Source organism: Pseudomonas mohnii (assembly GCF_900105115.1).
GTDB classification, from domain to species: Bacteria; Pseudomonadota; Gammaproteobacteria; order Pseudomonadales; family Pseudomonadaceae; genus Aquipseudomonas; species Aquipseudomonas mohnii.
Genome location: NZ_FNRV01000001.1, coordinates 4,101,354 through 4,115,418, shown reverse-complemented (window position 1 = coordinate 4,115,418; position 14,065 = coordinate 4,101,354). Strand labels below are relative to the sequence as shown.

The 14,065-nt window shown below is 62.4% G+C and carries 12 protein-coding genes; 3 read left to right on the top strand and 9 right to left on the bottom strand.

Translation table 11 applies throughout. From position 1 onward, the window contains the following. Nucleotides 1-29: 29 nt before the first annotated feature. From BLV61_RS19115 to BLV61_RS19105, 3 genes are all read right to left on the bottom strand, one after another. Nucleotides 30-641 carry a 3'-5' exonuclease gene (locus BLV61_RS19115; protein WP_090466927.1) on the bottom strand — a complete coding sequence of 204 codons (612 nt, stop codon included), beginning with the start codon at nt 639-641 and terminating at the stop codon, nt 30-32. A 22-nt stretch (nt 642-663) separates the two neighbouring features. Then, nucleotides 664-1,143 (bottom strand): NYN domain-containing protein, encoded by a 480-nt coding sequence (locus BLV61_RS19110; RefSeq protein WP_047533625.1) that lies wholly within the window; start codon nt 1,141-1,143, stop codon nt 664-666. Nucleotides 1,144-1,357: 214 nt separating this feature from the next. Further along, nucleotides 1,358-2,143 (bottom strand): DUF2076 domain-containing protein, encoded by a 786-nt coding sequence (locus BLV61_RS19105; RefSeq protein ID WP_090466925.1) that lies wholly within the window; start codon nt 2,141-2,143, stop codon nt 1,358-1,360. A gap of 178 nt (nt 2,144-2,321) precedes the next feature. Between BLV61_RS19105 and BLV61_RS19100 the strand changes: the two genes are divergently transcribed. Both BLV61_RS19100 and BLV61_RS19095 read left to right on the top strand, forming a co-directional pair. Continuing rightward, nucleotides 2,322-2,996 carry a YciC family protein gene (locus BLV61_RS19100; protein ID WP_047533630.1) on the top strand — a complete coding sequence of 225 codons (675 nt, stop codon included), beginning with the start codon at nt 2,322-2,324 and terminating at the stop codon, nt 2,994-2,996. 77 nt (nt 2,997-3,073) lie between these two features. After that, complete coding sequence (locus BLV61_RS19095; protein WP_090466923.1) at nt 3,074-4,153, top strand: endonuclease/exonuclease/phosphatase family protein; 1,080 nt, start codon at nt 3,074-3,076, stop codon at nt 4,151-4,153. A 62-nt stretch (nt 4,154-4,215) separates the two neighbouring features. On the opposite strand, the gene BLV61_RS19090 is transcribed toward BLV61_RS19095, so the two are convergent. From BLV61_RS19090 to BLV61_RS19070, 5 genes are all read right to left on the bottom strand, one after another. After that, entirely contained in the window at nt 4,216-5,052 is an 837-nt protein-coding gene (locus BLV61_RS19090; RefSeq protein ID WP_047533636.1) for an ABC transporter ATP-binding protein, read from the bottom strand. Beyond that, nucleotides 5,040-5,843 carry an ABC transporter permease gene (locus BLV61_RS19085; protein WP_047533639.1) on the bottom strand — a complete coding sequence of 268 codons (804 nt, stop codon included), beginning with the start codon at nt 5,841-5,843 and terminating at the stop codon, nt 5,040-5,042. Before BLV61_RS19085 ends, BLV61_RS19090 begins: the two co-directional genes overlap by 13 nt. Before the next feature lie 9 nt (nt 5,844-5,852). After that, nucleotides 5,853-6,839 carry an ABC transporter substrate-binding protein gene (locus BLV61_RS19080; RefSeq protein WP_047533642.1) on the bottom strand — a complete coding sequence of 329 codons (987 nt, stop codon included), beginning with the start codon at nt 6,837-6,839 and terminating at the stop codon, nt 5,853-5,855. A gap of 392 nt (nt 6,840-7,231) precedes the next feature. Continuing rightward, nucleotides 7,232-8,602: an aspartate aminotransferase family protein gene (locus tag BLV61_RS19075; RefSeq protein WP_090466921.1), complete on the bottom strand. Its 1,371-nt coding sequence runs from the start codon at nt 8,600-8,602 to the stop codon at nt 7,232-7,234. 21 nt (nt 8,603-8,623) lie between these two features. Then, nucleotides 8,624-10,114, bottom strand: a complete 1,491-nt coding sequence (locus BLV61_RS19070; RefSeq protein ID WP_047539085.1) for an aldehyde dehydrogenase — start codon at nt 10,112-10,114, stop codon at nt 8,624-8,626. Nucleotides 10,115-10,339: 225 nt separating this feature from the next. Here BLV61_RS19070 and BLV61_RS19065 point away from each other — a divergent pair, with 225 nt between their 5' ends. Continuing rightward, complete coding sequence (locus BLV61_RS19065; protein WP_047533647.1) at nt 10,340-11,269, top strand: LysR substrate-binding domain-containing protein; 930 nt, start codon at nt 10,340-10,342, stop codon at nt 11,267-11,269. A 184-nt stretch (nt 11,270-11,453) separates the two neighbouring features. On the opposite strand, the gene hrpB is transcribed toward BLV61_RS19065, so the two are convergent. Further along, nucleotides 11,454-13,970: an ATP-dependent helicase HrpB gene (gene hrpB, locus BLV61_RS19060; RefSeq protein WP_090466918.1), complete on the bottom strand. Its 2,517-nt coding sequence runs from the start codon at nt 13,968-13,970 to the stop codon at nt 11,454-11,456. Nucleotides 13,971-14,065: the final 95 nt, after the last annotated feature.

Sequence of the window (14,065 nt, the reverse complement as noted above, 5' to 3'; positions counted from 1 at the left end):
CCGGCTCCTACAGGGAATCTGCGGTGTAGTCAGAAGCCGCGATAGCGCTTCAGATGTTCGCCCACTTTTGCCGCCGGCACTTTCTGCAACTTGCACAGCAGGTCGTGGGACAACTCGCGCACGCCGTGTTTCTGGCGCAGTTCTTCGGCCAGGTGCACCGTAAGGTTGGCGGCCATTTCCGCGTCCGCCATGGCCCGGTGGGCCTTGCCGGTGTGGGGCAGATTGGCAAAAGTGGTGAGGGTGCCAAGTTTGTGGTTGGGCGCCCCAGGCATCAGGCGCCGAGCCAACAGCAGCGAACAGGCGAAGCTCTGCAAACGCATGCGTTTGATCTGCCCGAGCTCGAAGTCCCAGAATTTCTGGTCGAACGCGGCGTTGTGCGCCAGTAACGGCGTGGTGCCGACGAATTCGTTGACCTCGTTCATCACCTGCTCGGCCGATGGCGCGGTGCGCAGCATGGCGTTGCTGATGCCGGTGAGTTGTTCGATGAAGGCCGGGACACGCACGCCGGCATTCATCAGGCTCTGGTAACGCTCGACGATGCGCCCTTGTTCAAGGATCACCACGGCAATTTCCGTGGCCCGGCAGCTGCTGCTCGGGGAGATCCCGGTGGTTTCAAAGTCGATGACTGCGATGCGTTCCAAACCTGTTTCAACTCCGTAAAAATCAATTCTTGAGCAGCAGCGCGCCTTCGATCGGCACGTAGCGGCTGGCCGCGCGGATCAGCGAATTGGCGGTCAGGCCCGGCACGCCGTAGGCCACCGCTTGCACGCCGTGCTTGCTGATGATGCGCTCGAGCAGCATGTCGAAATCACCGTCGCCGGAGGCCAGCACCACTTCGTCGACATGGTCGGCGGCGTCCATGATGTCGAGGGTGATGCCCACGTCCCAGTCGCCCTTGGCCGAGCCGTCGCTGCGCTGGATGAAGGGCTTGAGCTTCACGGTGAACCCGAGGTTGCGCAGGATCTGCTGGAACTGCTGCTGTTTGCTGTCGCCGCGATCGATGGCGTAGGCGTAGGCCTCGACAATCTGCCCCTGCTTGCTGATTTCAGCCCACAGCGCGGCGTAATTGAAGTGGCAACCGTAAGCCTGACGCACGGTGTAGTAGAGGTTCTGGACATCGGCGAACACTGCGATTTTTTTCACCGCACATCCCCTTGGGCGCAGGCAGGATCAGGCACCAGGCCCGAAAAGGCGCCCAGTATGCCAGCCTGAAGGCGTATTCCGCGAATAATCGGCCCGAGGCATCCGGACGCCTCGGACGAATGGCACCTGTGGAATGGGCAACGTTGGGGAGTGACACCTTTGGAATGACACCTGTGGCGAGCGAGCTCGCCACAGGTCAGGTGCAACAGAAGGGTCAGACGAAAGAGTCGTCGTCACCGCCGAAGAACGATGAGCTGTCATCGTTGTAGTCGGCGTCAGTAAAGCCGCCCTGGTCGTTGCTGTAGGAATCGTTGCCCGCCATACGCTGGTCATCGCCCCAGCCATTGTTGCTCTGGTCGCTGACCTGGGCCGGCTCTTCCTTGATGACTTCGACGATTTCCTGCGGTTGCTGATTGTTATGGAACAGGCTGCTGATGCCTTGCGCCAGCATTACGCCACCCGCGACGCCCGCGGCGGTTTTCAGCGCGCCACCGAGGAAACTGCTGCCGGCCGCTGCCGGAGCCTGCTGCTGCGGCGCATAGCCCTGCTGTGCAAAGCCCTGCTGCGGAGCACCGTAGTTTTGCTGCGGCGGTTGGCCACCGAACGACGACCGCCCTGGCTCACGCCAGCCGCCACCACTCGATACCGGTGCGCTTTGGCTGGGCGCCGGCTGCGGGTCGCGGGCGCTGCCACCAAAGATGCTCGACAGAAAGCCGCCACTGCTCGGGGCCGGCGCTGCTGTCTGCGCCTTGGCCTGCTGCAGTTCGGCCTGCAATTGCTGGATTTGTGCCGTCAGTTGCTTGTTCTGCTCGTCGAGGCTCTTGATCGCCGCCTCTTGCACCAGAATCGCCTGGGTCATGAAATAACCCGCTGCGGGCTGGCGAGTCAGGTGTTCCTTGATCCGCGCCTCGGCCTGGGCGTCGCGCGGGGCTGAGTTCGTTTCGGCCTGTTGCAGCCGGGAAAACAGTCCATCGATCAGGGTTTGTTCTTCGCTGTTCATGGCGACCTCTTAGATTGCCGGGAAAATCGTTGCCTGTATCCACCGAGGATAAGGTGCCTGACCTTAATGGAGGCTGAAACAAGTTGTTTCAATGACCTTTACCGAACGTTTACGTTTGTGCCCTTGTGCACATCATCGGTTAAAGTGGACCACTGCTTTCAACCTGCGATACCGACTGATGAATCCGTTCGACGTACTGCGTGACTCCCTGTACTTCTTCAAACGCAATCTGGGCCAGATTGTGCAACTGTGCCTGCCGCTGGTGATCATCGAGGCCCTGCTGCAACAAGTGGTCGACCATTCGACCGAGCCCGACAGTTTTCCAGGCATCAGCGTGATCGTCGGTTTGCTGATCTATCCGCTGTACACCGCCGCGCTGATTCTGTTTCTCGATGCCCGCAGCCGTGGGGAATCGCCCCGTAACCGCGATCTGCTGACAAGGTCCGCCTACCTGTGGCCGCGCTTTGCCTTGCTGACGGCCCTCAATACCGTGCTGATACTGCTCGGCCTGTCGCTGTATTTCCTGCCGGGCATCTGGCTGATGGTGACCCTGGCTTTCGGCGAATACCTGCTGGTGCTGCGTGGCCTGGCCCCGCTGGCGGCGATGAAGGAAAGCCTGCGCCTGACCCGCGGGCATTTCATGCGCATCCTGGTGTGCATTCTGTGCGTGATGGGGCCGTTGTGGGTGCTCAAGGGCGCGACGCTGGCGGTGTATCCCGACCCGCAGAACCCGATGATCTCGCTGTTGATCGACAGTGCCCACAGCTTCCTGCAACTGTTCACCAGCGTGGTGCTGTTCCGCCTGTTCATGCTGATCGGCGATACGCCGGAAAAAATCGATGGACCACGCTGACCGTGGGCGATGGCTTGTCAGTCGGGTATGCTCGGGGTCTATCCTCGTAACACAATAATAAGATAATAAGCCGAGCCATGATCCGACCATTGCGCTACACCCTGCTGGGATTGTTGATTGTGATCGCCCTGGCAGGCGCGATGGTCTACAGCCTGACCTGGCGTCCTGACGCCAGGGAGGTGCTGCCGGTCAGTTGCAGTACTCAGGCCCCGACCCTGGCGCCTGGCCAGGCGTTGAAGGTGATGACCTGGAACGTCCAGTACCTGGCGGGCAAGCGCTACGTGTTCTGGAATGACCTGGCGGCCGGCACCGATGAAGCCCCCACCGCCGACGACATGGCCTTCAGCCTCGATGAGGTGGCGCGGGTGATTCGTGACGAGCAACCGGACATCGTGCTGTTGCAGGAACTCGATGACGGCGCCAAGGCCAGCGACTACCAGAATCAGCTCAAGCTCTTGCAGGAGCGGGTCGCCGACCTTTATCCATGCAGTGCCCACGCGTTCGACTGGAAAGCCGACTTCATCCCTGATCCGCACATTTTCGGCAGCGTTGGCCGGCAACTGGCGACCTTGAGCCGCTACGAGCTCGAACACGCCGAGCGCCTGCAACTGCCCGTGTCGGAGGTCAACCTGATCAGCCGTCAGTTCAAGCCGAAAAACGCCTTGTTGCTGACCTACCTGCCGTTGAGCGACGGCGGCCAGATGGCGGTCCTCAACACCCATCTGGACCGTGCGACCCAACCCGACGAAACCCTGCAAGCGCAAGTCTCGGCCGAGGCCAAGGTCCTCGACAAATTCGAAAGCCGTGGCACGCCGTGGTTGATCGGCGGCGACTTCAACCTCCTGCCCCTGGGTCAATACCAGCGCCTGCCCAGCGAGCAACGCACGCCCTATTCCTCCGACAGCGCCTTGCATGTGCTGTGGGACAAATACCCGATGATCCCCACCAACAACGAAGCCAGTGGCATCGACCGCGCGCGCTGGCTGACGCACTACCCGAACGATACGAACGTCAGCGGCCCGGACCGGACTGTCGACTTCCTGTTTTACAGCCCGCGCATCAAACGGGTCGAAGCGAGGGTGCGACAGGACGATACATTACGCATCTCCGATCACTTGCCGGTGATCGCCCGGTTCCTGCTGCCGGCGGCGCCTTAGCGCCAGACTCCAGGCCAACACCGCCCCTGTGGGAGCCAGCTCGCTCCCACAAAGAACGTGCATCAATGCACCTCTTCCAGGTCGTCATGCAGCAAGCCGAAAATCTTGCGTTTCATGTCAATGAACGAGTGCTCCATGACCATGTCCAGCGTGCGCGGGCGCTCGATCGGCACGTCGAGAATCTGCTTGATCCGCCCGGGACGTGCGCCCATCACATAGACCCGGTCACCCAGCAGAATCGCTTCGTCGATGTCATGGGTGACGAACAACACGGTTTTCTTGCTGTGGCCCCAGACCCGCAACAGCAGCTGCTGCATTTGCAGGCGCGTCTGGCTGTCGAGGGCACCGAAGGGCTCGTCCATCAGCAGAATCTGCGGGTCGTTGGCCAGCGCGCGAGCGATCGCCACACGCTGCATCATGCCGCCGGACAACTGCTTGGCGTAGTTGTCGGCGAAGTTGCTCAGGCCGACTTCGTTGACGTAGTAGTCGACAATGTCCTTGCGTTGCGCCGCCGGCATGCCACGCCGCTTGAGTCCGAACTCGACGTTCTGGCGCACGGTCAGCCACGGGAACAGCGTGTAGCTCTGGAACACCATGCCGCGATCCGCACCGGGCCCCTGCACTTGCTGGCCCCCCACATAAATCTCGCCCGAAGTGGGCTCGTTCAGGCCGGCCGTGAGGTACAGCAGGCTCGACTTACCGCACCCCGAAGGGCCGACCAGCACGGCGAATTGCTGATCCGGCACGTCGAACGACACCTCTTCCAGCGCGGTAAACGTGCCGCCATCGGGTTTCTTGTAACGCAGGCTGACCTTGTCCACTTGCAGTCGTGGCGCGGCCTGCACCGCAGTGGCCTGGGGGGTGGCGAATCGATGATTGGCAGCGGTTACTGAGCCCATGCGGTGATCCTCAGACGTAGGAAGCGGAACAGTTGATCGGTCGCGAGGCCCAGCAGGCCGATGATCGCGATGGCCAGGAAAATCACATCCACTTGAAAGCCGCGCATGGCTTTGAGGCTCAGGTAACCCAGGCCACTGGAGGCCGCGACCAGTTCAGCGACGACCAGGTAAGTCCAGGCCCAGCCCATGGTCACGCGCAGGGTGTCGAGCACGCCCGGCAAGGACGCCGGGGCAATTACGTGCAGCACGGCGTCACGACGGTTAGAGCCAAGGGTGTAGGAGGCGTTGATCAAGTCCTTGGAGATGCCCTTGGACACATCCGCGATCATCACCAGTTGCTGGAAGAACACGCCGAAGATAATCACCGACACCCGCTGCTCCAGACCGATGCCGATCCACAGAATGAACAGCGGCACGAAGGACGTGACCGGCAGGTAGCGGATGAAGTTGACCATCGGCTCGAGAAACGCCTGGACGATGCGAAAGCTGCCCATCAGCAACCCCAGCGGCACGGCGACCAGGGACGAGACAATAAAACCGACCATCACCACTTCGACGCTGGCCCAGACATGCTGGCCGAGCGTGCCGTCGCGACCCAGGCGCACGGCGGCCTCGACCACGGCGCCCGGTGTCGGCAGGAACATGCCCGGCACCACGCCGCCGTAGGACAAGCCGGCCCAGAGGCCGACCAACAAGACCCAGGCCAGGCCGCTCGCACTCCAGATCACCGACACCGGCAGGCCGGTCTTGGGCGTGATGCAGCGGCTCAGCCATGAATTGCGCTTGAACATGCAGACCTCCTAGAGCGGACTGACGAAACGGTTGTCGATCAGGTCGTCATTGCTGACGTTGTAAGGCTTGCCCTGCAACTCGCTGGCGGTCTCGTTGGCCAGCTTGATCAGCGGTTCGCTGTCACCCGGCTTGCCCGGCGAGCCGAGCAGTTTTTCGCTCATGGCCTGATCGTAGAAGCGCACGCCTTTTGCGGCCGCCGCCAGCTCCTTCGGATCGGCGAGGTAGCCGCCGACGCCCTTGGCCATGATGGTGTAGGCCTGCTCCGGGTGGTCCTTGGTGTACTGCACCGCTTTGTACAGACCGGCCACCAGGGCCTTGACGTCTTCCGGTTGTTTTTCGATGACGGTGCAGTTGAGTGCCACCACGTCGACGATCACGCCCGGCGTGCTGCTGCTGTCGATCAGCACCTTGCCCTGTTGCTTGTCGCGGACCATCGACAGGTGCGGTTCCCAGGTCACGGCGGCGGGCACGCGACCGGCGATGAAGGCGGTGGCGGCGTCGTCAGCCGTCATGTTCTGCACAGTGATGTCGCTCATGGTCATGCCATGTTTTTTCAGCAGGTAAGACAACCAGAACTGCGAGGTCGAGCCTTCATTGACCGCCACGGACTTGCCCTTGAGCTCCTGCAGGCTCTTGACGTCCTTGCCCACCAGCACGCCGTCGCCACCATGGCTGTCATCCAGCGCGGCCACCGCCTTGAAGCAGAATTGCGGACGGTATTTCAGCACTTCGTCGATGGTCGAAGCCGAGCCCGACAACTCGCCCGACGCTTGCGCAGCCATGTACATCGAAGCCTCTTCGACGACGGGCAGTTCCACGGTCAAACCGTTTTCCTTGAAGTAGCCCAGGTCCTGGGCCAGGTAGAGGGTGCCGTAACCGACCCAGGTGGTGTGACCGATGGACAGGGTGCCGGCCTGGGCGCTGGTGGCGACCGTCGCGGCGATGGCGGTGACCGCCAGTGGATAAGTAACGCGGGTAAGCAAGGACTTGATCATAGGGCACTCCCAAAGCTGTTGATTTAGTTTTGATGGGCAGTACGGCCAGCGGCCCTGAACATCAGCTGCCACCGGCGATCTCTGACGGACCTTTGGTTGGGCAGCATGGGCTGACTGGCGAAGTCGATGTTGGCCCAAGGCAGGGCTCAGGAAAATGAGGAAATATGTCGATGGGAATGATGAAAAAACTGGGTAGCGTGCGCGGAAAAAGGGCAGCGTTGGAGGGGGTGCACGGGGTGGGTGCAAAAATGAAAGGGGTGTTGAATGGGCAAAAGCAATCGCGGGCAAGCCCGCTCCCACAGGTCATGTGTCGGTCGCACGTTTAAGCACGACACATAACCTGTGGGAGCGTGGCTTGCCCGCGATAAGGTCCGCAGGACCTTCAGGCGGTGTCAGAGCCGGCCGTATTCCTGCGCCGTACGATCGACCGCTTTCAGGGTCTTGCCCACCAGCTCATCGATCTCTTCACGGCTGGCAATCAACGCTGGCGCCATGATCATCCGCCCCAGCGTCGAACGAATGATCACCCCTTCTTCAAAGCCAATCGTGCGGCAGCGCCAGGCGATGTCGTTCTCGTTGGCAAAGCGTTTGCGGCTGGTCTTGTCTTCGGCCAGTTGCAGTGCCGCCACCATGCCCGTGCCCTGGATATCGCCCACCAGCGGGTGATTGCCGAACACCTCGCGCAGGCACTGTTGCAGGTACGGACCGATGTCATCCTTGACCCGCGTCACCACCCCTTCATCGCGCAATGCCTTGAGGTTGGCAATCGCCACCGCCGCCGCCACCGGGTGCCCGGAATAGGTCAGGCCGTGGGCGAACACCCCGCCCTGCTCCACCAGCACCCGGGCCATTTTTTTCGACAGCACCAGGCCTCCCATCGGGATGTAGCCCGAGGTCAGGCCCTTGGCGATGGACAGGGTGTCCGGCTCGAAACCGAAGTACTCGTGGGCGAACCATTCGCCAGTACGACCGAAGCCGCCGATCACTTCGTCGGCGCACAACAGCACGTCGTACTTGCGGCAGATGCGCTGGATTTCCGGCCAGTAGCTTTCCGGCGGGAAGATCATGCCGCCCGCGCCCTGGAACGGCTCGGCGATGAAGCCGGCGACCTTGTCCGCGCCGAGTTCGAGAATCTTCGCTTCCAGTTGCTGCGCCGCGCGCAGACCGAATTCGGCCGGCGTCAGGTTACCTTCGTGGGCGAAGAAGTACGGCTCGTCGATGTGCTCGATGTCGGGGATCATGCCGCCCATTTCGTGCATGAACTTCATGCCCCCGAGCGCCGTCGCGGCCAGGGTCGAACCGTGGTAGCCGTTCCAGCGGCCGATCATGATTTTCTTCTCGGGCTTGCCGAGCACCTGCCAATAACGCCGCACCGTGCGGATCAACACTTCGTTGGCTTCAGAGCCGGAGTTGGTGTAGATCGCGTGGCTGTAGTGACCCGGCAACAGGCTGAACAACAGCTCGGAAAGCTCGATCACCTGCGGGTGAGTGGTGTGGAAAAACATGTTGTAGTACGGCAACTGTTCCAACTGCTGGCTCGCCGCCAACGCCAGGTCCTTGCGCCCGTAGCCGAGGTTGGTGCACCACAGCCCGGACATGCCGTCGAGATAACGCCGACCGTCGTTGTCCCACAGGTGCAGGCGCTCGCCACGGACCATCACCCGGGGCCCTTCCTCGTTGAGTGCCTTTTGATCGACAAATGCGTGGATGTGGTGCGCGGCGTCGGCGGCCTGGTAGTCGCGGGTTTCACGTGGGGTGGTCATCGCCAGTTCTCCATTTTGTTATCAGCGCAATTGAAACCAGGTGGTCTTCAACTGGGTGTATTTATCGAATGAGTGCAGCGACAGGTCACGGCCAAAACCGGACTGTTTGCCACCGCCGAAAGGCACGGTCACGTCCAGCGCATCAACGCTGTTGACCGACACGGTACCGGCTCGCAATTGTCGCGCCACGCGGTGGGCGCGATTGAGGTCGTCGGTCCACAGCGACGCCGCCAGACCGTAGACGCTGTCGTTGGCCAGTTGCAAGGCGTGGGCCTCGTCATCGAACGCCGTGACCGCCAGCACCGGGCCGAACACCTCATCGCGAAACAGCGGCATGTCCGGGCTCACGCCGGTAAAAATGGTCGGCTGGATAAAGTTGTCGGAGCCATTGAAGATCGACTGCCGGCCACCACAGACGCGGGTCGCGCCCTGCTGCCCGGCTTGCTGGATGAACGTCATGATGCGTGCCGTCTGGCGGCTGTCGACGATGGCGCCGGCAGTGCTCGACGGGTCCAGAGGATCGCCCGGCTGCCAGCACTCGGCCTGGGCTTTGAGGCGCTCGACAAACTCATCGTGAATCGAGCGCTGCACCAATAACCGCGAGTTGGCGGAACAGACTTCACCCTGATTGAAGAAGATGCCGAACGCCGCCTTCTGCGCCGCCAGATCCAGGTCCTGACAGTCGGCGAACACCAGGTTCGCACTCTTGCCGCCGCACTCCAGCCATACCTGTTTCAGGTTCGATTGCGCCGAGTACTGCATGAAGTATTTGCCGACTTCGGTGGAGCCGGTGAACACCAGGCAATCGACATCCGGGTGCAGGCCGAGGGCTTTACCGGTCTGTTCGCCAAGCCCCGGCAACACGTTGAGCACACCGGCCGGCAGTCCGGCTTCCAGCGCCAGCTCGGCCAGACGCAGCGCGGAAAACGGCGATTGCTCGGCCGGCTTGAGGATTACCGAGTTGCCCGCCGCCAGGGCTGGCGCGAGTTTCCACGCGGCCATATCCAGCGGAAAGTTCCAGGGCACCACGGCCGCGACCACGCCCAACGCTTCGCGGGTGATGGTCGCCAGCACGTTCTGTGCGCTGGGGGCGACCTGATCGTAGAGTTTGTCGAGGCTCTCGGCGTACCAGCGAAACACCCCGGCGGCGCCCGGCACGTCAATGTTGTAGGCGTCCATGACGGGTTTGCCCATGTTCAGCGAATCGAGCAGCGCCAGTTCTTCGCGATGGGCCAGAATCAGATCCGCCAGGCGCAATAGCACCTGCTTGCGCTCGCTCGGCGAACGCGCCGCCCAAGTGCCGGCTTCGAACACCTGCCGCGCGTTGCGCACCGCTGCGTCGACGTCCTCCTCACCGCAAGCCGCCACGTTGGCCAGGCACTGGCCGGTGGCGGGGTTGATGGCCGCGAATGTCTGTCCCGACTGCGCCGCACGGGATTTACCGTCGATCACGGCCTGGTCGGGTAGCCGCAGCGCAGCGGCCTTGTTTTGCCAATATGCAAGCTCGAACACGTTCAGATGCTCCAAGGGCTTTTCTTGTGCATGGATGGTGGCCCAGGCCCGTGTCGAGGAAAAATAGTAAAAATGTCTTCGCAGACGATGAAAAAACTGGGTAGCCAATCTCCCTGGTTGCGCCGCTTGTGGTTATTGTTCAAACGCGAGAAAAACTTCGCCTGAAGGGATACGGGCGGTGCGTAAATTGCTTGGATGCCTTACCCGTCCGTCCCGAGGTTTGTCGTGGCCGCCTACAACCTGCGTCAATTGAAGTACTTCATTACCACCGTCGATTGCGGCAGCGTCGCCGAGGCTTCGCGCAAGTTGTATATCGCCCAACCGGCGATCTCCACGGCGATCAAAGGCCTGGAAGACAGCTTCGGCGTGCAACTGCTGATCCGCCATCACGCCCAGGGCGTCTCCCTGACGCCCAGCGGGGCACGTTTCTACCGCAAGGCCCAGGAACTGCTGCGCATGGCCAAGGAGTTCGAACAGAACGCTCTGGCCGATAACGACGTGGTGGCCGGGCAAATCGATATCGGCTGCTTCGAAACCGTCGCACCGCTGTATCTGCCAAAGCTGATTGCGGGGTTTTCGGCACTGTACCCGGGGGTAAAAATCCGGATCCGCGACGGTGAGCAGCAAGAGTTGGTGCAAGGCCTGACCTCGGGCACCTTCGATCTGGCGATTCTCTATGAGCACGACCTGGACGCCACCATCCAGACCGAACCCCTGATGCCGGCGCAGCGCCCTTATGCCTTGCTGCCGGCGGATCATCGCTTTGCCCAGTTGAAGCAAGTGTCGCTGCGCGACCTGTGCCTGGAGCCGATGATTCTGCTGGATGTACAGCCGAGCCGGACCTACTTCGTCAGCCTGTTCGAGGAACTGGGCCTGACGCCGCACATTGCCTTCAGCTCACCGTCGATCGAGATGGTGCGCGGAATGGTCGGGCAAGGGTTTGGCTTCTCGATCCTGGTCACGCGGCCGCATTCGGAGTGCACCTATGACGGGCAAAAAGTGGTGTGCGTGGACATTGTCGAAGACGTCACGGGGTCAGGACTGGTGGCAGCGTGGTTGAAACGCGGCCAATTGACCAAACCGGCGCAGCTGTTCGCCGATTACTGCCGCGAGCAGCTCACCGAAAAATCCGAAAAAACACACCCGACCCTGTAGGCACCAGCTTGCTGGCGAAGGGTTTGGAATCTGTGGTGTTTTGCAGGACGCCTTCGCTGGCAAGCCAGCTCCCACAAGTTCCATGGTGGTTCGGCGGACGCCATCTGTAGCAGCCGGCTTGCCGGCGAAAGGGCCGTGGAGACTTGCACCGACCTTGATGCCGCCTTCGCTGGCAAGCCAGCGCCTACTTACGCGGCTTGATCCGTGCGGTCGCTTCGGCCACCAACGGATCATCTGGCCAGTAGTGTTTCGGGTAGCGCCCCTTCAAGTCCTTCTTCACTTCGGCGTAGGTGCTGCGCCAGAAGTTCGCCAGGTCTTGCGTCACCTGCACCGGCCGCCGCGCCGGGGACAACAGATGCAGCTTGACCACCTGCCGGCCACCGGCGATGCGCGGGGTCTCGGCCAGGCCAAACAGCTCTTGCAGGCGCACCGCCAGAATCGGCGGTTGTTCGCTGTAATCCAGACGGATCGACGAGCCCGACGGCACGCTCAAATGATGCGGTGCCAGCTCGTCGAGCCGTTGCGGAAGCGGCCATGGCAGCAGGTTATGGACGATGCTCGACAGGTCCAGGTTAGCGAAGTGACTGAGCCGTGAGACCTTGCCCAGATACGGCATCAACCAGTGCTCCAGGCTTTTGAGCAACGCGGCGTCGCTGACATCCGGCCACTCGCTCTCGCCCTTGCCCGCCAGATCCAACTGGCGCAACAAGGCGACCCGCGCCTGCCACTGACGCAGCTCCGGCGTCCACGGCAACAATTCCAGACCCTTGCGCCGGACCAGATTGACCAGCGCCTGACTGCGGGCGGTTTCATCGAGGCCGGTCAGCGGTTCGCGGCTGAGGATCAGTTCCCCGACCTTGCGCTGACGCTCGGCCCGTAACACGCCTTCGCGCTCATCCCAATCCAGTTGATCGACCACACGCACCTGCTCGGCCAGTACCGAGTCGAACAGTGCCGGATCGAAATCCGTCGCCAGATAAATCCGCTCTTCACGCTGGCCCTGACGACTGCCGAGGTCGGCGATTACCAGCCAGGGTTGCTTCATCAGGCTGTCTGCTTCGGCGAACAGGGCTGCACGGCCGTTGGCCAGGCGATACTCGGCACCGCTCGCGCGTCGTTGTTGGGCGACGCGATCGGGATAGGCCAGTGCCAGCAGCGCGCCGAGCCAGCGCGGGTGATCGGGATCGCTGACCGGCTGCGTTGCCTTGCCGCGCAGATAGCCTCGATATTGCCGCGCCAGTTGCCGCGCCCGCTGCACCCCGCCCTGGGCACCGCGAGCGGCGCGCGCCTCGCCGGACAACAGCACCAGTCGGCTGTGCAGATCCGCGCCGGCACCGCGCAAGATGTCGCGCTCGCCAAGCAGCGCCGCGACATCGCAGGCCATGTTTGCCAAACCCAGGGCCTGGCCGCGCAACAGCAAATGGGCGATGCGCGGATGCGCCGGCAACTCGGCCATGGCCTGACCGTGACGGGTCAGCGTTTGGCCATCCAGTGCGCCCAAACGTTCGAGCAGGTCCTGCGCCTGGGCGTACGCGGCGGCGGGGGGTACATCGAGCCAGACCAATTGCCCGGGCGTCACGCCCCAGCGGCCGAGTTGCAAGGCCAGACCGGCGAGGTCCGCCGAAAGGATCTCCGCACTGCCGTAGGCCGCCAGCTGTTCGTGCTGATCCTGTGACCACAGGCGATAACACACGCCGGGCTCCAGTCGCCCGGCGCGGCCCGCACGCTGGGTAGCGCTGGCCTTGGAGATACGCTGAGTGTCGAGGCGGGTCATGCCGCTGCCAGGGTCGAAACGCGGCACCCGCGCCAACCCGGCATCAATCACCACGCGCACGCCGTCGATGGTCAGGCTGGTCTCGGCGATGTTGGTGGCCAGCACCACTTTGCGTTGGCCCACCGGCGCCGGGTCGATCGCCGCACGTTGCGCGGCCAGGTCCAGTTCGCCATGCAACGGACAGAGCAACACCTGAGGGTTGTCGCCCAGCACATCGGCCAGTTGTTGATGCACGCGTCGAATTTCCGCTTGTCCGGGCAGGAACACCAGCACGCTGCCGGTCTCATCGTTCAAGGCTTCGAGAATGGTCTGCACCAGCCGTGGCTCGATGAATTCACCCGCCTGGAATGGCCGCCCCCAACGCATCGCCACCGGGTACATGCGCCCTTCGCTGCGCAGGATCGGCGCATCGTCCAGTAGCCCGGCCAGGCGTTCGCCCTCCAGGGTTGCGGACATCAGCAGGATTTTCAGCGGTTGATCGTCGCGAAACAGCTCCCGGCCATTGAGGCTCAGGGCCAACGCGAGGTCGGCGTCGAGGCTGCGTTCGTGAAATTCGTCGAAGATCAGCAGGCCCACGCCTTCCAGTGCCGGGTCGTCCTGCAAGCGCCGGGTGAGGATGCCTTCGGTGACCACTTCGATGCGGGTGTTGGGGCCGACCTTGCTGTCGAGCCGAATGCGATAACCCACGGTTTCGCCGACTTTCTCGCCCAGTTCACTGGCCAGGCGCTCCGCTGCCGCACGCGCCGCCAACCGGCGCGGCTCGAGCATCAGGATGGTTTGCCCGGCCAGCCACGGCTCGTTGAGCAAGGCCAAGGGCACGCGGGTGGTTTTACCGGCGCCGGGCGGTGCTTCGAGCACGGCTTCGTGGCGTGTCGCCAAGGCTTCACGCAGGGCGGGTAAAACTTCATCAATCGGCAAAGAAATCATGCTGGCTCCCAAACAGAGCGGCGAGTATAACGGCGAACTGCCCAGTGTTCGTTGCGGTCCTAATTCATACCGATGACGCTTCGTTTTGAAATGAC